General features: G+C 59.7%; 18 protein-coding genes and 1 riboswitch. Of the genes, 12 read left to right on the top strand and 6 right to left on the bottom strand.

All coding sequences use genetic code 11. The features are described 5' to 3' along the window. The first annotated feature begins 174 nt into the window (after positions 1-174). From DW024_RS01260 to DW024_RS01250, 3 genes are all read left to right on the top strand, one after another. Positions 175-1,950, top strand: coding sequence for a carbohydrate-binding domain-containing protein (locus tag DW024_RS01260; protein WP_158556470.1), 1,776 nt, complete (start codon positions 175-177; stop codon positions 1,948-1,950). Positions 1,951-2,221: 271 nt separating this feature from the next. Further along, positions 2,222-4,012 (top strand): carbohydrate-binding domain-containing protein, encoded by a 1,791-nt coding sequence (locus DW024_RS01255; protein WP_158572103.1) that lies wholly within the window; start codon positions 2,222-2,224, stop codon positions 4,010-4,012. Between the two features lie 207 nt (positions 4,013-4,219). Then, positions 4,220-4,885, top strand: a complete 666-nt coding sequence (locus DW024_RS01250) for an alpha/beta hydrolase (protein WP_118376770.1) — start codon at positions 4,220-4,222, stop codon at positions 4,883-4,885. Between the two features lie 59 nt (positions 4,886-4,944). On the opposite strand, the gene DW024_RS01245 is transcribed toward DW024_RS01250, so the two are convergent. From DW024_RS01245 to DW024_RS01230, 4 genes are all read right to left on the bottom strand, one after another. Beyond that, positions 4,945-6,279: a uracil-xanthine permease family protein gene (locus DW024_RS01245; RefSeq protein WP_118376769.1), complete on the bottom strand. Its 1,335-nt coding sequence runs from the start codon at positions 6,277-6,279 to the stop codon at positions 4,945-4,947. A gap of 122 nt (positions 6,280-6,401) precedes the next feature. Beyond that, the gene (locus DW024_RS01240) at positions 6,402-7,535 is read right to left on the bottom strand and encodes a 5-methyltetrahydropteroyltriglutamate--homocysteine S-methyltransferase (protein ID WP_233541295.1); all 1,134 of its coding nucleotides are present in this window, start codon (positions 7,533-7,535) and stop codon (positions 6,402-6,404) included. Between the two features lie 155 nt (positions 7,536-7,690). Continuing rightward, positions 7,691-8,587 carry a LysR family transcriptional regulator gene (locus DW024_RS01235; RefSeq protein ID WP_118376767.1) on the bottom strand — a complete coding sequence of 299 codons (897 nt, stop codon included), beginning with the start codon at positions 8,585-8,587 and terminating at the stop codon, positions 7,691-7,693. Between the two features lie 10 nt (positions 8,588-8,597). Next, positions 8,598-9,506 (bottom strand): HAD-IIB family hydrolase, encoded by a 909-nt coding sequence (locus DW024_RS01230; RefSeq protein WP_118376766.1) that lies wholly within the window; start codon positions 9,504-9,506, stop codon positions 8,598-8,600. Between the two features lie 161 nt (positions 9,507-9,667). Next, positions 9,668-9,778: riboswitch (TPP riboswitch) on the top strand. Positions 9,779-9,829: 51 nt separating this feature from the next. On the opposite strand from DW024_RS01230, the gene thiM reads away from it, so the two are divergent. From thiM to DW024_RS01215, 3 genes are read left to right on the top strand one after another with little or no spacing between them, the layout of a single operon-like run. Next, positions 9,830-10,669 carry a hydroxyethylthiazole kinase gene (thiM, locus tag DW024_RS01225; RefSeq protein ID WP_055250739.1) on the top strand — a complete coding sequence of 280 codons (840 nt, stop codon included), beginning with the start codon at positions 9,830-9,832 and terminating at the stop codon, positions 10,667-10,669. A 3-nt stretch (positions 10,670-10,672) separates the two neighbouring features. Further along, complete coding sequence (locus DW024_RS01220) at positions 10,673-11,014, top strand: thiamine-binding protein (protein WP_233541294.1); 342 nt, start codon at positions 10,673-10,675, stop codon at positions 11,012-11,014. Further along, entirely contained in the window at positions 11,011-11,706 is a 696-nt protein-coding gene (locus DW024_RS01215) for a thiamine phosphate synthase (protein WP_118376765.1), read from the top strand. Before DW024_RS01220 ends, DW024_RS01215 begins: the two co-directional genes overlap by 4 nt. Positions 11,707-11,881: 175 nt before the next feature. Here the strand turns inward: DW024_RS01215 and DW024_RS01210 are convergent, their stop codons facing one another. Next, positions 11,882-12,751 (bottom strand): patatin family protein, encoded by an 870-nt coding sequence (locus DW024_RS01210; RefSeq protein ID WP_118376764.1) that lies wholly within the window; start codon positions 12,749-12,751, stop codon positions 11,882-11,884. A gap of 324 nt (positions 12,752-13,075) precedes the next feature. Here DW024_RS01210 and DW024_RS01205 point away from each other — a divergent pair, with 324 nt between their 5' ends. Continuing rightward, the gene (locus DW024_RS01205) at positions 13,076-15,793 is read left to right on the top strand and encodes an EAL domain-containing protein (RefSeq protein WP_118266783.1); all 2,718 of its coding nucleotides are present in this window, start codon (positions 13,076-13,078) and stop codon (positions 15,791-15,793) included. Between the two features lie 126 nt (positions 15,794-15,919). After that, positions 15,920-17,449 carry a diguanylate cyclase domain-containing protein gene (locus DW024_RS01200; protein ID WP_118266781.1) on the top strand — a complete coding sequence of 510 codons (1,530 nt, stop codon included), beginning with the start codon at positions 15,920-15,922 and terminating at the stop codon, positions 17,447-17,449. A gap of 284 nt (positions 17,450-17,733) precedes the next feature. Here the strand turns inward: DW024_RS01200 and DW024_RS01195 are convergent, their stop codons facing one another. Then, on the bottom strand, positions 17,734-18,054 hold the full coding sequence (locus DW024_RS01195; protein WP_117635527.1) for a DUF3784 domain-containing protein: 321 nt from the start codon (positions 18,052-18,054) through the stop codon (positions 17,734-17,736). A 334-nt stretch (positions 18,055-18,388) separates the two neighbouring features. On the opposite strand from DW024_RS01195, the gene DW024_RS01190 reads away from it, so the two are divergent. From DW024_RS01190 to DW024_RS01175, 4 genes are all read left to right on the top strand, one after another. Continuing rightward, positions 18,389-19,012 carry a flavodoxin family protein gene (locus tag DW024_RS01190; protein ID WP_117635528.1) on the top strand — a complete coding sequence of 208 codons (624 nt, stop codon included), beginning with the start codon at positions 18,389-18,391 and terminating at the stop codon, positions 19,010-19,012. Positions 19,013-19,029: 17 nt separating this feature from the next. Further along, complete coding sequence (locus DW024_RS01185; RefSeq protein ID WP_055252194.1) at positions 19,030-19,371, top strand: arsenate reductase family protein; 342 nt, start codon at positions 19,030-19,032, stop codon at positions 19,369-19,371. Between the two features lie 86 nt (positions 19,372-19,457). Next, positions 19,458-20,588 (top strand): GTP-binding protein, encoded by a 1,131-nt coding sequence (locus DW024_RS01180; protein ID WP_118376763.1) that lies wholly within the window; start codon positions 19,458-19,460, stop codon positions 20,586-20,588. A 102-nt stretch (positions 20,589-20,690) separates the two neighbouring features. Continuing rightward, positions 20,691-21,290, top strand: coding sequence for a tRNA (cytidine(34)-2'-O)-methyltransferase (locus DW024_RS01175; protein ID WP_118376762.1), 600 nt, complete (start codon positions 20,691-20,693; stop codon positions 21,288-21,290). Positions 21,291-21,343 lie beyond the last annotated feature (53 nt).

Here is a 21,343-nt window from a genome sequence, read left to right as displayed (position 1 = left end):
GGAGTCGCATCGAGCGGCTCCGCGCTTTGCTTTTAAAGCCAGGCACCACACGGACGCGCGATGTATTGCTTCGCAAGTTTTGGACGTTTTGCTCTCCAAACGGCACTACCGACGGCTACATCCTGCAGATATGCTGGATATAACCGCATAGGCCCTATGAGGATGGGAGTAACCATGGCCGTCTTGTTCACGACCCCCAAGCGCAATGACAAAACCTCTGGAGCCCATTTTGTCGAGCCCGACCTGCGCCGTTGCACGCTGCTCGCACACGGCAGCTGGCGCCGCGTGACGCGCCGCATCGTTGTAGGCGCCGTATGCGCGCTTACGGTAAGCTCGCTGCTCATGCCGAGCATCTCGCTCGCAGCCGAGTGGGTGGACGTTGGCGGCGTCCGCCACGAAGCGGCCGCGGGCCCCACGGGAGACGCCGCCGGTACCTGGTCATGGGATGGCGCCGACGACATGAAGCTCAACGGCTATAACGGCGGCGCGATCGAGGCAGCGGGCAAGCTCAACGTGAGCTACGAGGGCAACAACACCGTCACTAACGACAACGGCCGCGGCATCAAGGTTAAGGATGGCGCGAACGAGAACGCCGAGCTTAATATTCAGGGCGACGCGTCCAGCACGCTCAACGTGACATCTTCTCGTGACGCCATCACTTCCGTCGGCAACATCAACATCGACGGCGCTGGCACTGTCAACGCCACGAGCACCGAGCACGATGCCATCGATGCCGGGGGCGATGTCACCATCAAGGGCTCGGGAAACGTTAACGCCACGGGCGATTCGGATGGCATCAGGGCCGACGGCAACATCACGATCGACAACAGCGGAACCGTCACCGCCAAGGCCACCGAGGATCAGGGTATCGATGCTAACGAGAACCTCATCATAAAGGGCGGCGGCAAGGTAGAGGCAAGCTCTACCAAAGACAATGCGATTTGGGCCGACGGCAACATCGAGATCTCGGGTGGCAGCCAGGTCAAGGCAAGCTCCGAGGAAGACGCCGCCATCGACGGTAAAAACAGCCTCACGGTCACGAACGCTTCCCTCAACGCAAGTGGCGTTGGGTATGGCATCTATGTCTACAAGGGCATCACGCTCGATGGCGCGACCGTGACGGTCCGCGCAAGCTCAGATGGCGGGGAAGCCAGCGCACTCTTCACCGATGAGGACAACATCGTCATCAAGAACGGCTCGACTGTGGATGCGCTCGCAGAAGGCAGGTTCTCGGTTGCAATCTCCACCAGTAATTTCTACTCCGACGAAGCGGGTGGCCATATCTACATCAGCGACTCCGTTGTCAAGGCCATAGCCCGCTATGCCGAGACCGGCGGCGACGGCCCCGACCACTACAGTGGAGACCAAAACGACGAAATCATCCCTGAGTCCGAGGGCCTGAACATCGGCATCTTCGCGCAGACCGAGAAGGGCATCACGCCCGCGACCATCTCGATCGTCCGCAGCAAGGTCACGGCCGAGGGAGACACGGCGGCTATCTTCGCCCTTGCCATGAGCGCGGACGGCAAGGCGATCGGCACCATCGAAATCAAGGACGCCATCATCCAGACGCCTGCAGGCGGCAAAGTCATTGACTATCGCAACAAGGAAGAGCTCAGCGACGGCATCGTCTACGAGGCGGGGCAGACCATTGGCACGGGCGATGCCACGATTGACTCCCCCTATGACGCCGCTGTCGCCAAGAGCACGGTCATCGTGCCTCCCGAGGAGACCAAGCCCGAGGAAAAGCACGGCAAGACCAAGCCCGAGGGTTCCAAGTCCGAGGGCACGAAGACAACCAAGACCGTTGCAGTTGCAGCCAAGGGAGCCAAGACCGTCGGCAAGCTCGCGGCAACCGGCGACACCTCGAACGCAGCCATCGTGGCAGCCGCCCTTGCGGGAACAGCCGCCATCGCCGCAGGCGCCCTGGCGAGTCGCAAACGTTCGTAAACACTTTTTCGCACAGGACGGGTGGATCGCAGCCCTTGCCTTCCCCGTCTACTTCTTCGTAGCGTAAGGGCAAGGCTGCAAAAGCTGAACAATAAAGCGCGGAGTCGCCATGCGGCCCCGCGCTTTTCTTTTAGCGTCGGTCCCTGCGCCGGCGTGCGGCCTATTTCTCCCCCATTTTGGCCATTTTGCCCTCCAAACGGCACTACCGCCGGCAACATCCAGCAGATACGCTGAACCTAGCCGTATAGGCCCTATGAGAACGGGAGCAACCATGGCAGCCTTGTTCACGACCCCCAAACGCAATGACACTACCGCCGGAACCCATGTTGCCGAACCCGACGTTCGCCGTCGCATAGGACTCGCGCACGGCAGCTGGCGCCGCGTGACGCGCCGCATCGTCGTAGGCGCCGTGTGCGCGCTCACGGTGAGCTCGCTGCTCATGCCGAGCGTCTCGCTCGCGGCGGAATGGGTCAAGGTCGGCGAAACCAAATACAACGCCGGCACTGCGGCGGGCGACGAGACCGGCACCTGGTCGTGGGACGGCGCCGACGACTTGAAGCTCAACAACTATAACGGCGGCGAGATCCAGGCCGCAGGCAAGCTCAACGTGAATTACTCGGGAAACAACATCGTCACTGCCGACTGGATCGAAGGCATCAAGGCTTCTCATGGCAAGAATGAGAACGCCGAGCTCAATATCCAAGGCGACGCGGGCAGCACGCTCAGCGTGACATCTACTGAGGACGCTATCCTTTCCACGGGTAATATCAACATCGACGGAGCCGGATCCGTCAACGCCACGAGCGCTGGGTTTGATGCCATCGACGCCGAGGGCGATCTCGCTATCAAAGGTTCGGGCAACGTCAACGCCACGGGCGTATCGGATGGCATCAGGGCAAACGGCAATATCACGATTGACGACAGCGGGGCCGTCACCGCCAGGGCTACCAAGGACAAGGGTATCGGAACCGACAAGAACCTCACCATCAAGGGTGGCGGCACAGTCGAGGCAAGCTCAGCCGATGGTGAGGCCATTTGGAGCGGCGGCAACATCAATATCTCGGACGGCAGCCAGGTCAAGGCGAGCTCCGAGAAAGACGCCGCCGTCGAGGCCAAGGGCAGCCTCGCAGCCACAAACGCCTCCCTCAACGCAAACGGTGTTGAATATGGCGTCTATGCCCACAAGGGCATCACACTCGATCATGCAAACGTGACAGTCCGCGCAAGTAAAGGCAGATACGGTGACGCCATTGCCCTCTTCACCTACCAAGACGATATCGTCGTCAAGAACGGCTCCACCGTGGACGCGTTTGCGGAAGGCGAGGTTTCGGCTGCATTCTCCACCAGAAACGATCGACCCAACGAGGAGGGTGGCCACATCTACATCAGCGACTCCGTTGTCAAGGCCATAGCCCGCTATGTCGAGAACGGCGACGGCCCCATCCCCTACAGCGAAAACCAAGATGGTGAGACGAGCCCCGAGCCCCAAGGCGAGAACATCGGCATCATCGCCCAGACCAGCGAGGGCGTCACACCCGCAGTCATCTCGATCATCCGCAGCAAGGTAACGGCCGAAGGAGATACAGCGGCAATCTTTGCCCGTGCCATGAGCGCTGACGGCAAGACAATCGGCACCATCAAGATTGAGAACGCCGCCATCCAGACGCCCGAAGGCGGCAAGGTCATTGACTATCGCAAGCTCCGTGACGGCATCTACGAGGCAGGCCAAGCCATCGGCACGGGCGACGCTGTGATCGACTCCCCCTATAACGAAGCTGTCGCCAAGAGCATGGTCATCGCACCTCCCGAGGTAGCCAAGCCGGAAGACCCCAAGCCCGACGAGACCAAGCCCGCAGAAAGCAAGCCCGCGGAGTCCAAGCAGAACCCCAAGCCTGAGGGCTCAAAGCCGACCAAGGCCGTTGCGGCTTCAATCACGAAAGCCAAGACTACCGGCGTGCTCGCGGCAACCGGCGACACCTCGGGTGCGGTCATCGTGGCAACCGTCCTTGCGGGAACAGCCGCTATCGCCGCAGGCACCATGGCGAGCCGCAAGCGCTCTTAGACGCCTCTGCGCACATGGCAGCTCCCGCGAAGACCCCGAGTCCCAGCACCGTTTAACAACGCCACCGCCGAGCTCCCCTCCGGCGGTGGCGTTTTCCATATGCGTCCGCAGGGTATGCACGAGATTGTCTTTGGTCTAGCCCAACCTGCATGAGCCGGCGTGCGACAATGGGGGCCGTCGATATCACAACGCCGAGAGAAGCCCGTCATGGAAGCGCATCAAAAGCAGATAACCGTTCATGCACAGCATGCCGAAAGCGCACCAGTCATCTATCTTCCCGTGGTCATGGGCGACGGCGCGGAGGTTTATGAACGCTGCCGAGAGCTCAACTGCCCGCCCTTCACGCTTGTCGGCATTGGCAGCCTCAACTGGAATCGCGAGCTGAGCCCCTGGGGATGCGACGGAACCGTGCGCGATGCCGAGCCCTTTGGCGGTCAGGCATCCGGATTTCTCGATGAGCTGTTGAACTGGATAATCCCAGAGGCCGAGTCGTCGCTTCCTCAGCCGCCCACCTGGCGCGGCATTGCCGGCTACTCGCTCGCGGGCCTCTTCGCGCTCTGGTCCCTCTGGCAAACCGACGCCTTTAGCCGCGCCGCAAGCGCATCGGGGTCGTTGTGGTTTCCCGACTTTGTCGATCGCGCCAGCACGGCCCCTTTTGCCGGCAACCCGCAGGCCGTCTATCTGTCACTCGGCAAAAAGGAAACCAAGACGCCCAACCGCATGATGCGGCACGTACTTGACGACACGCGCGCAATGGAAACGTTGCTCGTTGAGCGCGGCATCCTCACAACACTGGAACTCAACCCCGGCAACCACTTTGCCCAAACCGACCTGCGCATGGCGCGTGGCATCCACTGGGTTCTTGCGCACTAAAAAGCCGGCCATGCGCATCGGACGCATGGCCGGCTTTTTAACTGAGTTGGACACAGCTGCTATTCGGCAGACCCTTCGAGTTCCGAGACATCAAACTCAAAGTCATTACCCGGCAGAATCGCATTGAGCACGATACCCACCAGCGAACCCACGGCAAGACCCGAAAGCGAAATCGTCACGCCGCCCAGCTCCAACACGATGGCGCCGGCGGTGCTGTACGCGATGCCGAGCGAAAGCACGAGCACAAGAGCGGCCACCAGCACGTTGCGGTTGTTCTGGAAATCGACCTGGTTCTCAATGAGGTTGCGCACGCCTACGGCACTGATCATGCCGTAGAGTACGAGCGACACGCCGCCGATAACGCATGGCGGCATGGCGGCGATCACGGCAGCGAACTTGGGGCAGAAGGAAAGCACGATGGCGCAGCACGCGGCAATGCGAATCACGCGCGGGTCGAACACGCGCGTCAGAGCGAGCACGCCGGTGTTCTCGCCATACGTGGTGTTGGCCGGAGCGCCAAAGAGCGAAGCCAGGATCGTGGCGAGACCATCGCCGAGCAGCGTGCGATGCAGGCCGGGATCGGCAATGTAGTTACGCTCGCAGGTGGAGCCAATAGCGGAGATATCACCGATATGCTCGATCATGGTTGCAAAGGCCAACGGCATGATGGTGATGATGGCGGTCGTGGCAAGGCCGCTATCGAACTGCGGCCCAAAGAGTGCAAACACGGTGTTGTCCCACACGATGGGAAGACCGACCCACGGCGCGGCGGCAACGCCCGAAAAATCGACCTCACCCAACGCGGCGGCAACGGCATAGCTCACCACGACACCCAGCAGGATCGGCACGATCTTAACCATGCCGCGACCCCAAATGTTGCAGATCACGATAACGGCAACGGCAATAACAGCCACAAGCCAGTTGGTCTGGCAGTTGGCAATAGCGGAGCTCGCCAGAATCAAGCCGATGGAAATGACGATGGGGCCCGTCACTACCGGCGGAAAGAAGCGCATGACGCGCTTGGCGCCAAACGCGCGGAAGAGTGCCGCAAGTACCGGATAGAGTAGACCGGCGCAGGCAACGCCCAGGCAGGCGTAGGGCAAAAGCTCGGCCTCGCCGTTGGGCGCGATGGCGGCATAACCGGCAATAAAGGCAAACGATGAGCCCAAAAATGCCGGCACCTTACCGCGCGACAGGAAGTGGAACAGCAGCGTGCCCAAGCCGGCAAACAAAAGCGTTGCCGAAACCGAGAGACCGGTGAGCACGGGCACCAGCACCGTGGCACCAAACATGGCAAACAGGTGCTGTAGGCCGAGCAAAAACATGCGCGGGCGGCCGAGCGACGATGCGTCGTAGATGGCATCGGTGACGGCGGGCGTCGAAGACTGGGACATGGATGTCCTTTCGAATGGAAGGGCGATCGGGCATATCGGATAACCTGCCCGAACGATACGATCCGAACCATTGTACGCGATGCGCCATGTCTCGCACGCGCCGCCACCTGCAAACGCTAGCGCTATTTCCAAACGCGCTCGGCAATACGCCTGACCAGCGCAATCTTTGCCCACTGCTCGTCCTCGGTCAGCTTGTTGCCAATCTCGCAGCTGGCAAAGCCACACTGCGGAGACAGATACAGGTTCTCGAGCGGCACGTACTTTGCCGCCTCGCGGATGCGCTCGACGACGGCATCCTCGTCCTCAAGCTCAGCGGCCTTGGTGGTCACTAGGCCCAACACGACCTTCTTGCCGGGGGCAACGTACTTGAGCGGCTCAAAGCCACCGGCACGCGGCGTATCGAACTCAAGGTAAAACGCATCAACGTTCTCGTGTGCGAACAGGTACGGCGCGATGGGGTCATAGCCGCCCTCGAAGGCATAGGTGGAGTGGTAATTACCACGGCACACATGCGTGTTGATGACCAGGTCGTCGGGCTTACCCTCGATGGCGGCGTTGTTGAGCGCCACGCCCAGCTCGCTTACTTTTTGCAGGTCGACCGGGCTCATGCCGGTTTTGGCGACAAAATCGGTATCGCAGTAGATGCCCCAGGTGCAGTCATCAAACTGGATGTTGCGGCAGCCTGCTGCGTACAGGTCGGCGATCACCGTGCGATAAGCGGCTGCAATGGCGTCGGCAAGTTCCTCATCGGTCTTATAGGCAGCGCGCAGGCTCTCCTGCTGCCCATCGCAGCGATCGAGCGTGACCTCAGAGAACGTCTGGATAGGCGCCGGGATGGTCTGGCGTGCAACGTGGGCTTCGCCCTCAAGTGCCTTGACAAACTTAAAGTGCTCGACGAAGGGGTGGCTCTCGCCGCTAATGGGACCGGTTACCACGGCGGTGTCGGCGGTGGTCTCCTCATCGTGGAACATATAGCCCGTACGCGAGGTGCGACGCTCGACGCCGTTCAGCCCCCACATAAAATCGAGGTGCCAGTAGCTGCGGCGAAACTCGCCATCGGTGATGACCTGCAGGCCGGCGGCCTTCTGCTTTGCCACCAAATCGCGAATGGCATCGTCCTCGACAGCCTTAAGCCCCTCGGCATCAAGCGTGCCTGCCGCATAGGCAGCGCGGGCATCCTTTACGGCCTGCGGACGAAGAAAACTGCCGACGATATCGGCGCGAAACGGCGCGTTCAGCGTGGTTAAAGCACTCATAGATATCTCCCTTTGCATTGGTTGCTTTACTGGGACAGAGTATGAGCGCTCATATGGCCATCGTAAAATATACGTTTACAACAGTTTGATATAGATGATTCCTATATCAGTCTGGACTGCCATAAAGAAATTTGACCCGCGCGGAGCACAGCAGCCTAGATATGCTGACGAATCGCGTCGATATAGGCCTGCCCGTAGCGCGTGAGTGTTGTGTTCTTGCGTGTGATAATACCGATCTCCATGTACTCGTCCACATCGAGCGGAATCGAGATGATGCCGGGACCGTTGAGCTCGTGACTGATCACGCCTGAGCATACCGTGTAGCCGTTGAGGCCCATGGCCAGGTTGAACAACGTCGCACGGTCGCGCACGCGGATATTCTTGCGGCGTTCAAAGGTCGAGGTCAGTTCCTCGGAATAATAAAACGAGTTGTAGCTGCCCTGCTCGTAGGATAAAAACGGATAGTCCTCGAGATCTTCGAGCGTCACGCTGGCGTGGTCCGCCAGTGGATGGTCGGCGCATACAAAGACATGCGGCGTGGCGCAGAAAAGCCCCTCGAATACGAGCTCGTTGGCCGCCAGCATGCGCTCGATAACCTCGCGGTTATGCTCGGATAAGTACAGGATGCCCAGTTCGCTTTTCATATGCGCGACGTCCTCGATAATCTCGTGAGTCTGTTCCTCGCGCAGGGTAAAGTCGTAACGTGCGGCATCGAACTCGCGGATCACGTCGACAAACGCGTTGACGGCAAAGGAATAATGCTGGCAGCTCACGCTAAAGTGCGGCACCTGCTCGGACGCGCCCTTGTACTTGCCTTCAAGCAGATCGGCCTGGTCGAGCACCTGTCGCGCGTAGCCCAAGAAGGTCTCGCCCTCCTCGGACACAATGACACCCTTGTTGGTGCGCTCAAAGATATGCACACCCATCTCGTTTTCGAGATCGCGAATCGATGCGGTGATCGAAGGCTGCGACACAAAGAGCCGGCGCGAGGCCTCGGTGATGCTGCCGCATTCGGCAACTTTGACGACATACCTGAGCTGCTGAAGCTTCATAGCGCCCTCCCTAGACGTTCGTGACGTCGAAACCCGTCGCATCCATCTGACGCATAAACGGCGGCATCTCCCCCGTCGCGGCGCAGGCGGCAATCTGATGCAGAGCCCCAGCGACCGCATCGTCTACCGCAGCGCCGATATGCCAGCGCGCGGCAGCCGTGACAGCCTCGTTGGCATTGGCGACTGCAACGGAGTTGGGAACGGCATCGATCATTGGCAGATCGTTATCGGAATCACCGAATACGGCCACCTCGTCGAGCGTCAGGTCCAAAGCGCGTGCCAGCTCCAGCGCGGCGCAACCCTTGTCCCAACCTGCTGGAAGGATATCGAACAGGCGCACACGATTGTTGGGAAACACGAGTGAGAGCTCCGGTACCTCAGCGGCAACGCGCTCACGTAGCTCCTCGAGCTCCTCACGCGAGCGGGCGCTCCAGATATTCGCCTTGTATACCGGGGCATCATCGACAGCGGGACGGCACGGAGCCTCTTCGCCTTTGAGCCATGCGTTGCCGCCCGACTCCATGGCGCGACGCACGCGCTCGGGGTCGCTCGTCACGCAATAGGCATCGTTATCCCAAAAGTCGTCACCCAGGCTGTAGACCTTTAGATAGGTATCGTCGGTCTCTTGCTCGAGGTAATCGGCCAGACGCATCAGGGCATCGTTGTCGGTCGCGCGCGAAGCGACCGCCTGACCGTCGACAAACATGACTTGGCCGTTGCAGAACGCACCGGTCGAAAAGCACTCGGAACGATTTTTGAACATCCAGCCCATCGCGGACGGCTGGCGACCCGAAACCGGGCCAAAGTGCAGACCCGCCGCCTGCATGGCATGAATACCCTCAATGGCGTAGTCACTGGCGCCGTCATGCCCGGCTGGAATCAGCGTATCGTCCATATCGGTCAGCACAAGTTTGATCATAGAGTCCCCCAGTCATTTTCACCGTAACCATTGTAACGACCTACCAATAAGGGACAGGTTTATTTTGGCAGGTTTTATCTGGGAAAATGCAGCGCCCCTGTCGCCACCTGCCAAAATAAATCTGTCCCTTTTTGGCAGGTGCGCTAGTATAGGGAACAACAGATTCGATGCGGGAGTGCCGGCGGTGCAAACCACAAGGCTGAGAGGGCATAGGGCCCAATCCTTTGAACCTGTCAGTTAATGCTGGCGTAGGGAGCATGCCGCCTTTACAGGGGCGCTGTCTATGCACAGCGCCCCTTTTCTATGCCAAGGAGGCATGTGCAGTGATTGATTCGGAACAGCTTAAGCAACATATGGTCAAGGCCGTGGAGGAGATTCGCGCCACCAATCCGATGGCCGGCTCCATCACCAACACGGTGACGATCGACTTTGTCGCCAACGCGCAGCTCGCCGTGGGCGGTTCGGCCGCCATGGTCTATCTGCCCGACGAGGGCGAGGCGCTCGTTGCCGGCGGCGGCGCCATCTATCTCAACATGGGCACGCTCTTCCCCATCTACGAACAGACGATTCCCCGCGCGGCCAAGGCGGCACACGACGCCGGCAAGCCCTGGGTGCTCGATCCGGTGGGTCTGGGCATCGGTAGCCTGCGCACCCAGCTGGTAAACGAACTCAAGCAGTACAAGCCCGCCATCGTGCGCGGCAACGCCTCCGAGATCATCGCGCTCGCCGGCCTGTGGGGTCTTGAGGGCGAGGCAGCCGATCTGAGCCGCGTGCGCGGTGTCGATACCACCGACACGGTCGACGCCGCCCGCGATGCCGCTGTGGCGCTCGCTCGCTACACCGGCGGCGCCGTAGTGGTCTCGGGCGAAGTCGACCTGATCACCGACGGCACGACGGTAGCCAAGTCCTACGGCGGCAGCCCGCTCATGTCCAAGATCACCGGCTGCGGTTGTTCGCAGGGCGGTGTGCTGGCTGTGTACGCCTGCGCTGCCGATCCGTTTACGGCAGCCATCTGTAGCACCGCCGTCTACAACGTTGCCGGCACGCGTGCCGCCGCTGTCGCCGATGCCCCGGCAAGCTTTAAGGTCGCCTTTATCGACGAGCTCTATCGCGCAACCGCCCAGGACATCGCCGATAACCAACTCGAGCTCGAGGAGGCATAAGCCATGTCCGAGCCCGCAACCAATGCCGGCATGAACACGCTCGTCGCCGTGGCCATCGCCCCATGCGGCACCGGCGATGAGCTGTCCGCCGAGGTCGCCGAGGTCGTGCGCGTCATTCGCGAGAGCGGTCTTCCCAACCGCACCACCTCGATGTTCACCGAGATCGAGGGCGACTGGGACGAGGTCATGCAGGTCGTGCGCGACGCGACCTTTGTGTTGGCGAGCAAGGGCATCCGCACCGAAGTCGCGCTCAAAGCCGATATTCGACCCGGATTTACCGACACCATGACCGGCAAACTCGAGCGCATGGAAGCACAAATCAAAAAGCAGGAGGAAGCACGATGAGCATCCGCGACAACCTTGATATCTCGGCCTATCTGGTGCTCGGCCCCGAAAACACCCTCGGACGCCCCGTGGGCGATGTGGTGGCCCAGGCACTCGACGCCGGCTTTACCTGCATCCAGGTGCGCTCCAAGGTGGCAAGTGCCCGCGAGATCATCGCGCTGACCGGCGACGCCGCGCAGGCAATCGCACGGGCCGGCAAGACCGGTCAGGTCGCCTTGCTCATCGACGACCGTCTGGACTGTGTGCTTGCCGCGCGCGAGCAGGGTATTGCTGTCGACGGCGTGCACGTGGGTCAGAGCGATATTCCCGTCGAGGCCTGTCGCAAGCTGCTGGGCCCCGATGCCATCGTGGGCCTTTCGGCCCGCTGCGAGGAAATGCTCGAGTACGTCAAGACCGCCGACATGAGTTTGGTCGATTACCTGGGCATCGGCCCACTCCACGAGACCGAGACCAAGCGCGACTGCGGACGCGCGGCCGACGGCTCTATCATCACCAAGAGCTTTGAGGACCTGGCCGCACTCCACGCGGCAAGCCCCGTGCCCATCGTGGTGGGCGGCGGCGTCAAGACGGCCGACCTACCGCAGCTCAAGGCCACTGGCGTCGACGGCTTTTTCGTAGTGAGCGCCGTCTGCAGCGCCGACGACCCCCACGCCGCAGCCAAGGAGCTCGTCGATACCTGGCAGCAGGCATAGGCCTATGCCGAGCAGTTGCTCCGCAGCCTCACATCTTCAATAGCGAAAAAGCGCATCCCAGTTTGGACGTCCATTCCGGGATGCGCTTTCCGTTTGCAGCTCCATTGGGAAACCGCATCCCATTCTGAACGTAAATTCCGGGATGCGCCTTCCGCTGAGCGCGCGGCAGTTTGCCCTACTCTGCCAGATACGCTTCCAGCGCGGGCAACGTCGCTTGCGCATCGTGGCGGCCGATCTGATAGATGCGCTCGAGCTCATCCGGTTCGCGACACAGCGACGGCACCTTTACCGATTCGCTCGGCCGCACCACAAAGACCTCGCCAGCGGCCTCGCGACGCGCTAGGTCATCGAGCGTGGCGTTGTAGACCTCGTGCCGATGCTCAAGCGCCGCAACAAATTCCGGATAGTGACGATACACGCGACGCAGCATGGGCATCACGCTATTGGGCTGCTTTACAAAGCCCGCCGGCTGCGTCAGCACCACCACGTTGCGGTCATAGCCCTGCGCAAACAGCCAGGCGCTGGGAATGGAATCGGCAACGCCGCCGTCCAGATACTTATGCCCCTCAATGGCGACAGGACGCGTTGCCACGGGAATCGCCGATGACGCCCGGATCCACTCGATATCGCGCTCGTCGCCATAGGGCAAGTCATGGTAGACGGCCTTGCCCGTCTCGATATCGGTGCACGCGCAGGTGAACCGCATGGGGCAGGCACGATAAGCCTTAAGGTCGATGGGATCGCGCTCGATGGGCACCTCGTGATAGGCAAACTCGGCATTGAACATGTCGCCGGTTCGCAGCCAGCTCGTCACGCTCGCATAGCGCTTGTCAGCGCAATAGGCCTTGTTGTAGCGAATGGCACGGCCGATTTGGCGCGATTTAAAGTTGTAGCCAAACGCCGCGCCCGCCGAGACGCCCACCATATGGTCGCAGGTCAAGCCGTGCTCCATCCATACGTCGAGCACGCCCGCCGTATACATACCGCGGTAGCCGCCTCCCTCGAGCGCAAGCCCCACCGTGGGCGTCGTATCTGGCTGTGCCATGCGACCGTCTCCGTTCCTGCGTTTTAAACCGGGACAAGTATAGCCGCCAACACATATCGCCTCAGTCGTATTTTCATCGAACATTGCGTCGTAGCGCCACCGCTTGGCGAATAATAGCCATCCACCGCATGGACACCCATATACAAACCAAAACAGTTGTTTATACTACTCAGTAGTTATCAGCAACGAACGTCAGCCGACAAATAAACCCAACGACGCGGCAAGGCGGGGGCTTGGAAACACGCGAGGCGTTGAGCAACAACGCGTGTGCACAACGAGCTCGCCCGACGCAATCCGCCCCGACCCCAGAAAGCCGCCTACAGCATGGATACCCCCAGCAATTACACTGAAACGCTCGAAAAGACCGTCCGCGACCTTCTCAAGCGTCAGGAGGATCTGGTCAGGACCGCCTTTACCGACCAGCTTACCGGGCTTGGCAACCGCGGCGGCTTTGCCCGTTCCCTCGAGGAGCTCTGGGAGCAGGACACCCCCGTTACCATGGCGTACATCGATATCGACAATCTCAAGCACTGCAACGACGTCTTTGGCCATGACGAGGGCAACCGCTATATTTTGCAGGTAAGCCTCTATCTCAAGCTGTATATGGAGGTGGACGAAGCGGCGTTTCGTCTGGGAGGCGACGAGTTTGCCATCCTGTCTACGATTGCAACCGAGGACGACCTCGCCGAACGTCTGGAACGCTGCCGAACGGTCCTGCTCAAAAACAACGATGCCGAGATGCCTCACTCGTTTAGCTACGGAGTGGCACACGCCGACCCCGCCCTGGGCGAAGCCCCCAATCGCTTGACGAACGATGCCGACCATCGCATGTACGACTACAAGCTACGTCATGCCGTGCACCTTGATCGACGCAATATCGCACAAGCCCACACCGACGACTTCGAAATAAGCGATCGAATTTTCGACGCCCTTTCGATGCTCAACGAAGGCCGCTATTTCTTTATCGAGAACTTGGACAAACATCGAACCCTTTGGTCACAAGGCGCCTTGCGCGATCTTGGTCTTCCTTCGGAGCATATAGACAACTGTCACGATTATTGGAAAACGCGTGTCCATCCCGATGACCTTGAGGCCTATACCAACGACATCGACCAAATCTATGACGGCTCCAAACATCGTCACGTCATGCAGTACCGCGTGCGCAATGCCGCCGGCGATTACATCCTCGGCCGTGCTCGCGGGTTTCGTATCGACGGCGACGGAAATGTCCCCTCGCTCTATGTCGGCGAGCTCGTCAACCACTCGCTTGCCGAGACCGTCGACGCCGCCACGGGTCTCGGAACGCAGCGCACGCTGATCAACGCTATCGATGCCTGCCGTCGCGACCGTTGCGAGACGGGGCTTATAGCAGTGCGCGTTCGCGGCACGGCAAAGCTCAACGAGCTCTACGGGGCCGAGGCCGTCGACAACATGCTCGCCGAATACGCAGGCCGCATGCTGTCGATTACTCGCGGCAGGAGTCGCGTCTTCCGTTCACGCAACGCCCAGTTCGTCGTGCTTAGCAACAATTTGGATCACGAAGCATTCGAGCAACTGATCCAACATCTCAAAGAGGCCGTTTTCGCTCCCGTTCGAATCGCGGGCGACACTATTACCCCCGTCTGTCTTGTCGTTCCGGCCTTTTACGAGCACCTGACCAATCAAACGGCCGCCGTTTTAGGCGAACTCGACCGTCGCATTCGCACGGCCGGCGGGCTTGTTCCCAACGACAGCCTCCCCATACCCGAGGTGGAGCGCAAAAGCGCCATCGCCGAACGCATCGATCCGCTCACGGGTCTCTATCGACCCAGCGAGTTTATGCGCCGCGCCAACGAATTTCTCGAGACAAGGCGCAATGGCGCCTGGTGTATCGCCACCGTCGATATGGGGCACATGCGACTGTTCAACGAATGGCACGGACAGGCCGAGGGCGACCGCGTACTCGCCGATGTGGGCACGGTTCTCAAGGACATCGAGAATGCCGCCATGGGCGTCGCAGGGTACTGGGGCCAAGACGATTTTTGCGTACTCATCCCCTTTGAACACGACACCGTCCATCAGATCTATAGCCGCGTTCGCCAGGCCGTGGTCAAGCATGATGACGGCGTGGGCTTCTGGCCGTCCATGGGCGTCTACCCCATCGACTCCAACGAGGAAATCACCATCGATGCGCAGGCCAAGGCCATGTTTACCAATCGGCGCGCAAAAAACGACTTTAAGGAGCGCATTGCCATTTTCCGCCCCGAGGAATACGAGCACGAAATCGCGTTCCACCGCACGCTGACCGAATTCCAGTATGCGCTCTCAAACGGCCGCATTACCTACTACGTGCAGCCCCAGGTCGACATGGAAACCGGCGAGATCGTTGGCGCCGAGGCGCTCACACGCTGGATTGACAAGGATGGCTCCCTCATTTCACCTACCACCTTTATCCCCGCTCTCGAGGAAAGCGGTTTTGTGGTGACGCTCGACAAATATGTTTGGCAGGGCGTCGCCTCGTGGCTGCGTGAGTGCATCGATCGAGGGCTGCGCGTAGTTCCGATCTCGCTCAATGTGTCGCGCGTGGATATCCTTGCCTGCGACGTCGCCGAGCATATGGGGGCGCTTGCCGCCCAATACAACCTACCGCCCGAGCTCATGCGCATTGAGATCACCGAGACGGCTTATACGGGAGAGTCCGAGGCCGTGGATAAGCTGACGGCCGACCTACACACTCGCGGTTTCTCGACCTACATGGACGATTTTGGCACCGGCCAGTCTACGCTCGCGATGCTCAAGAACGTCAACGTCGACGTCATCAAGCTTGATCGCACGTTTGTGCCCACCGACCGCGATCAAAGCCGTAGCGCGCAAATCGTTTCATCAATGCTCGAGATGGCGCAATCGCTCCATCTGCCCGTTGTAATCGAAGGCGTCGAGACAAACGAGCAGGCGAACATGCTGCTCCACATGGGTGCCCACTACGCTCAGGGCTTCCTCTACTACCGCCCCATGCAGGCAAAGGATTTTGAGGCATTGCTCGATGGCGGCAACAAAAACTGATACGCTCGCGCGCAAAACGATACCGCCGAAGGGGCGCTTGTCCCCATTGGCTAACTTATGCCCCCAATCCAAACCGAATTGGGGATATGATGCAAACCACTGTTGTGCCCAAGGAGGTTATCCATCATGAACGAGTCGTATCGCCTGGGCGAGCAATCGATCATTGCCTATCTTCAGCGACTTGCGAACGGGGTCTCGACCGCCGAGCTCGATGTTGCCGCGCTGCCCACGGAGCTGTGCGCCATCGGCGAGCAGCTACAGAAGACATTTGCCATCCTGCAGCAAGAACGCGAGCTGCTTGAGCGCGGCGCCTATATCGATTCGCTCACCAATCTTGGCAACCGTGCTGGACTCCACCGTTATGCCGAGCTGCTTTGGCACAAAGGCACCCCCTTCACCTGCGCTTATATCGATATCGATCGCCTTAAGCATTGCAACGATACGTTTGGCCACACCGAGGGCAATCGCTACATCCTGAGCATCTGCCGTGCACTCACCGAGACAATGGAACCCAATGACCTGCTGTTCCGTATCGGTGGAGACGAATTTGTACTCGTATCCCCCACGACAGATGAAGCCGAACTCGAGCAGCGCCTGGAGCGGACGCGCACCGACCTTATCGAGGCAACATCGGGCGGCAAAGCGCCCATGATCGCTAGCTTTAGCTTTGGCTGCTCGCGCGTCGACCCACTCGCTGGCGATACGCGTCGCCAGATGACCATGGACGCCGACCGCAAAATGTATCGCTACAAGCTCATGCACCGTGTGCAGCAGCCGAAGGAAAACGACGCGTCCATGCGCCCGATCGCCGATCAGCCTCCCTGCAACGACCGGGTGTTCCAAGCGATCTCCATGAGCTCCGAGACGCGCTATCCGTTTATCCTTAACCTCGATACCGGCGAATCGCAATGGTCGATTAATGCCGTGCGCGATTTTGACCTGCCCTCCCAGCATCCCTATAACTCGCTCGATATGTGGCTCGCCCGCGTTCACCCCGAGGACCGCGACAACGTGCGCAGCGAGCTCGATATGGTGGTAAACGGCGCGTGGCACTTCCATTACATGCAGTATCGCGTCATGAATACCGCTGGTAAATATGCGCTGTGCGAGTGTACGGGCTACCGCTTGGATAGCACCGAAACCGAGCCCAACATGTATGTGGGCATTATCATCAACCGAAGCTTGGCGGATACGACCGATTCCGTGACCGGCCTGGGCGATATCCACGCCCTGGTCAACGCCATTGGCGAAATGCGTCGCGTGGCGCGCAAGGCAGGCCTGGTCGCCATCAAAATCGACGACATCGCCAAGGTCAATGCCCGCTTTGGCTTTGATGCGGGCGACCGCGTTTTGGCAGAAAGTGCCGCCTGCCTCATGGACTGTTCGCGCGGCAAGGGCCGTCTGTTCCGCTCGACCGGACCGATGTTCGTGGCGCTTTTCGATGACCTTGATCCCGAAGAGACCGACGCGATCGCAGAAGAAATCGAGCGGTTCTTGGGGTCGCCCGTACTCTTTGGCTCATTTGAATATCAGCCGCCCATTCGTGTGGCCACACTTCATCTAGATGCCGTCGACCGACAGCCCGTTTCCATTTTGAACGAACTTAATGCGCTGATTAAAGAGGCGCCGCAGGTACCGGGCACCAAGCTGGACTAGCGTTATGGGGCGCATGATGGTTAATTTCCGATCTCAACCGAACACATTGGGCAAATAGGTCGTACCCGCAGTTAGCCGAACGTCCCCTCAGTCCCTCCCGGGGCCCGGGGGCACCGTTTCGATACTCTTGGTTTACTTTGCCTGATGCAAATAAGTGCTCAACAAGATAGAACCTATCCCCCGCCACGGATATGCCCTCGAGTAAATCTGTTAAGCCAAGCCTATCAAATTCTATTGACAATTGGCTGCATTGGTCCATTTTGTCGTCCAGCCACTTCCGCTGGCTATCGCCTCATAAACACAAACCTAACGAGCCGCACGAACGACAAAGAGGCCAAGCTGAACAGAAGTAGAACCAAAACTTCAAAAACGCTGGTATTCCAATCGCGTACCCAGCCCTCTACCGCCCACAAGAAAAACAGCAGCCCCATCCATAACGTCACAGAAGAAATCAGCTTTGCGTAAGGGCGTATATCAATCTCGCTCTCCCTTTTTGTGACATCATATCCAGCAATTGAGCAGAGCCATCTTCCTCTTCGGTATTGGATTGAAAGGACAATCAAGGCAATCGAAGTCATCAAGCAAACAGCATCCTCTGTTTCCATAGAGTTTCCTTTGCTTTCCATCCTAGTTACGCATTCACAATCGAATCAAACCAAGTATGAATTACTCGATAGCAACCGCCTTAGTATAAACCATAGCCGCCGCAGCAGCCCGCCTTCCAAGGCCTCAAAGCTCGCCATCGAGGGCGACCCGCCCAGACCCCTTACAATCTGCTCGCACGAGGCCCCGCACTCCAACATCCTCTGGACCGTATCCCGCTCGTACCTGGTAAGCGTGCCTGCCGTGGGCCCTCGGGGCCGGCATCGTGCCCCACGCCATCTGCCCGCTCGTGCGATAATCCTCTGCAGAAGTCACCAACAGCAGAGGGAGTTTGTGATGAAGGTTCTTTTGGTCAATGGCAGCCCCAAGGCAAACGGCAACACCGCTCGCGCGCTCGCCGAGGTCGCCGAGCAGCTTAACGCCGAAGGCATCGAGGCCGAGATGTTTCAGCTGGGCGCCAAGCCCATTCGCGATTGCATTGGTTGCGGCCAGTGCGGCAAGCTCGATTGCCGTTGCACCTTTGACGACGATGTGGTCAACGAGTTGATTGCCGCTGCCGAGCAGGCAGACGGCTTTGTCTTTGGCTCGCCCGTCTACTACGCACATCCCAGCGGACGCATCCTCTCGGCACTCGACCGCGCATTCTATGCAGGCAGCAAGGCCTTTACGCACAAGCCGGGCGCCGCTGTCGCCGTTGCCCGTCGCGGCGGCACGTCGACCACCTTCGACGTGCTCAACAAGTACTTCACCATCAACCAGATGCCCGTGGTAGCATCCACCTACTGGAACAACGTCTTCGGTGCCATGCCGGGCGAGGCCGCCCAGGACGCCGAGGGCCTTGCCACCATGCGAAACATCGGTAAAAACATGGCCTGGCTGCTGCGTTGCATCGAGGCGGGAAAGGCCGCCGGCATCGAAGCCCCCGAGGCCGATCGCGAGCGAACCAACTTTATTCGGTAGAACGGCGGAACATAAATATGAACGTGCAAATTTTCGGGACTAAGAAGTCCTTCGATACCAAGAAGGCCCAGCGTTATTTTAAGGAGCGCCGCATTAAGGTGCAGTTTATTGACCTTAAGGAAAAAGAGATGAGCAAGGGCGAGCTCACGAGCGTGATGCAGGCGGTCGGCGGCATCGACAAGCTGCTCAACCCCAAAGCCAAGGACGAGGAGACACTCGCGCTCATCCAGCACCTTACCCCCAGCCAGCGCTTCGACAAGCTGCTCGAGAACCAGCAGGTTCTGGCCGAGCCCATCGTGCGCAACGGCAAAAAGGCCACCGTCGGCTATTGTCCCGATGTGTGGGGAGCCTGGGAGTAGCCTGTGTTATTTGTCGGCGCGTGGGTATAAGAGCTGGCGTTTGGCATAAGATTCAACTGTAAGCCATGTCTAACAAAGGAGGGCACATGCCCTACAAACCCGTGAAGATCATCATGCTTACCGGCTACCTCGGTGCCGGCAAGACCACGCTGCTCAACCACATCCTCGCCAACGACGGCGGCATCCGCGCCGCCGTGATCGTCAACGATATCGGCGAGATCAACGTCGACGCCAGCCTTATCGCCGACGGCGGCCTTTCCGAGACCGACGACCTCATCCCGCTCACCAACGGCTGCATCTGCTGCACGCTTTCGGACGACCTGGCCAACCAGCTGCAGGGCATCGCCGATTCGGGCAAGTTCGACTACATCATCATCGAGGCCTCGGGTATTTGCGAGCCTATCCCCATCGCCTACACCATCTCGAGCTTCTGCGACGAGGCCAAGGTGGGCGGCGAGCCCAAGCTCGCGCTCGACAACATCGTGGCCGTGGTCGACTGCGCCCGCATGTACGACGAGTTCAACGGCGGCCGCGACCTGCTGGCCGAGGATATCGACGAGGACGACATCGAGAGCCTGCTCATCCAGCAGATCGAGTTTTGCTCCACGCTGATTCTTAATAAGACTGACACCGTCACCCCCGAGCAAATCGCAGAGCTTAAGGCCATTGTGCGCAGCCTGCAGAAGGACGCCGTGATTATCGAGGCCCAAAACGGCGAGGTCCCCATGGAGGAGCTGCTCGACACCGACCGCTTCGACTTTATGCGCGCCTACAACTCCGCCGCCTGGATCGAGGCCATGGAGCATCCCGAGGAGCACGACGACCCCGAGGTGCTCGAGTACGACATCGAGACCTTTGTGTACTCGCGCCGCAAGCCGTTCGACCTGCAGAAGTTCACCGATTTTGTTGAGCAGGAGTGGCCCGACGAGGTCATTCGCGTCAAGGGCCCGCTGTGGCAGACCGGCGATCCGGACATGTGCTACATGTTCGAGCAGGCCGGCCACCAGATGCGCCTGATGGAGAACGGCCTGTTTGTCGATTCTGCGCCCGAGGGCGAGAAGCAGAAGATTATCGACGAGAACCCCGAGATCATGCAGATTTGGGACGACGAGACGGGCGATCGCATGACGAGCCTGTGCGTCATCGGCCGTCACATGGACAAGGATGCGCTCATCGCCGCCCTCGATGCCTGCCTGACCGACTGGCACCGCGCCTAGGTTTATCGAAGCGGGCATTTTTCCGCCCACGTAACCGCCAAAACCACCACGAAGGTGCCTGTCCCCTTCGTGGTGGTTTTTCGTTCTGAGCCAAGGAGATTCATGTTCAACATTGTGCTGTATGCGCCCGAGATCCCGGCCAATACGGGCAATATCGGCCGCGCCTGCGTAGTTACCGGCGCCCGCCTGCATCTGGTGGAGCCACTGGGCTTTTCGCTCGACGACAAGACGGTGCGTCGCGCCGGCCTGGGCTACTGGCAAAACTTGGACGTGACGACATATGCCGGCTGGGAGGATTTCCTTGCGCGCAACGGCCTCTCCCCTGCCGACGAGCGCCTGCACCTGCTGACCAAAAAAGCGCGCCGCACCTATGCGCAGAGCACCTACCGCGATGGCGACTTCTTGGTCTTTGGCAGCGAGAGCTCGGGGATTCCCGAAGAGCTGCTCGCCGCAGCGTCCACATGCTGTGAGCGCATTCCCATGCTACGCGACTGTGACTCGCTCGATAACGCCGAAGTCTGGGAAGCCCACGAGGAGGCGCTCGGGCATACCAAGGACAGCCACGAAGCCATCCTTCGGCAGGATATCTGCGGCAACTTTATCGACCCGGCCGACTACCGCATTAGTGCACTCAACCTCTCCAACAGCGCCGCCATCGTCCTCTACGAAGCCCTGCGCCAGACAGGCTTTCCTGGCATGTGACAAAGGGACTGTCCCTTTGTCACATTGATGCACCAAATAACGAGCCGTCGCTT

The sequence above is a fragment of the Collinsella sp. AF37-9 genome, from assembly GCF_003475115.1.
Classification (GTDB): Bacteria; Actinomycetota; Coriobacteriia; order Coriobacteriales; family Coriobacteriaceae; genus Collinsella.
This window is presented reverse-complemented; position numbering and strand designations above follow the sequence as displayed.

Excerpts from the sequence above, each read along its gene's own strand:
- DW024_RS01190 (WP_117635528.1), top strand. The coding sequence starts at position 18,389 with ATGAAGGTTCTTTTGGTCAATGGCAGCCCCAAGGCAAACGGCAACACC.
- DW024_RS01200 (WP_118266781.1), top strand. The coding sequence starts at position 15,920 with ATGAACGAGTCGTATCGCCTGGGCGAGCAATCGATCATTGCCTATCTT.
- DW024_RS01250 (WP_118376770.1), top strand. The coding sequence starts at position 4,220 with ATGGAAGCGCATCAAAAGCAGATAACCGTTCATGCACAGCATGCCGAA.
- DW024_RS01255 (WP_158572103.1), top strand. The coding sequence starts at position 2,222 with ATGGCAGCCTTGTTCACGACCCCCAAACGCAATGACACTACCGCCGGA.
- DW024_RS01185 (WP_055252194.1), top strand. The coding sequence starts at position 19,030 with ATGAACGTGCAAATTTTCGGGACTAAGAAGTCCTTCGATACCAAGAAG.
- DW024_RS01180 (WP_118376763.1), top strand. The coding sequence starts at position 19,458 with ATGCCCTACAAACCCGTGAAGATCATCATGCTTACCGGCTACCTCGGT.
- DW024_RS01220 (WP_233541294.1), top strand. The coding sequence starts at position 10,673 with ATGTCCGAGCCCGCAACCAATGCCGGCATGAACACGCTCGTCGCCGTG.
- DW024_RS01210 (WP_118376764.1), bottom strand. The coding sequence starts at position 12,751 with ATGGCACAGCCAGATACGACGCCCACGGTGGGGCTTGCGCTCGAGGGA.
- DW024_RS01195 (WP_117635527.1), bottom strand. The coding sequence starts at position 18,054 with ATGGAAACAGAGGATGCTGTTTGCTTGATGACTTCGATTGCCTTGATT.
- DW024_RS01245 (WP_118376769.1), bottom strand. The coding sequence starts at position 6,279 with ATGTCCCAGTCTTCGACGCCCGCCGTCACCGATGCCATCTACGACGCA.
- DW024_RS01175 (WP_118376762.1), top strand. The coding sequence starts at position 20,691 with ATGTTCAACATTGTGCTGTATGCGCCCGAGATCCCGGCCAATACGGGC.
- DW024_RS01240 (WP_233541295.1), bottom strand. The coding sequence starts at position 7,535 with ATGAGTGCTTTAACCACGCTGAACGCGCCGTTTCGCGCCGATATCGTC.
- DW024_RS01205 (WP_118266783.1), top strand. The coding sequence starts at position 13,076 with ATGGATACCCCCAGCAATTACACTGAAACGCTCGAAAAGACCGTCCGC.
- DW024_RS01215 (WP_118376765.1), top strand. The coding sequence starts at position 11,011 with ATGAGCATCCGCGACAACCTTGATATCTCGGCCTATCTGGTGCTCGGC.
- DW024_RS01230 (WP_118376766.1), bottom strand. The coding sequence starts at position 9,506 with ATGATCAAACTTGTGCTGACCGATATGGACGATACGCTGATTCCAGCC.
- DW024_RS01260 (WP_158556470.1), top strand. The coding sequence starts at position 175 with ATGGCCGTCTTGTTCACGACCCCCAAGCGCAATGACAAAACCTCTGGA.
- DW024_RS01235 (WP_118376767.1), bottom strand. The coding sequence starts at position 8,587 with ATGAAGCTTCAGCAGCTCAGGTATGTCGTCAAAGTTGCCGAATGCGGC.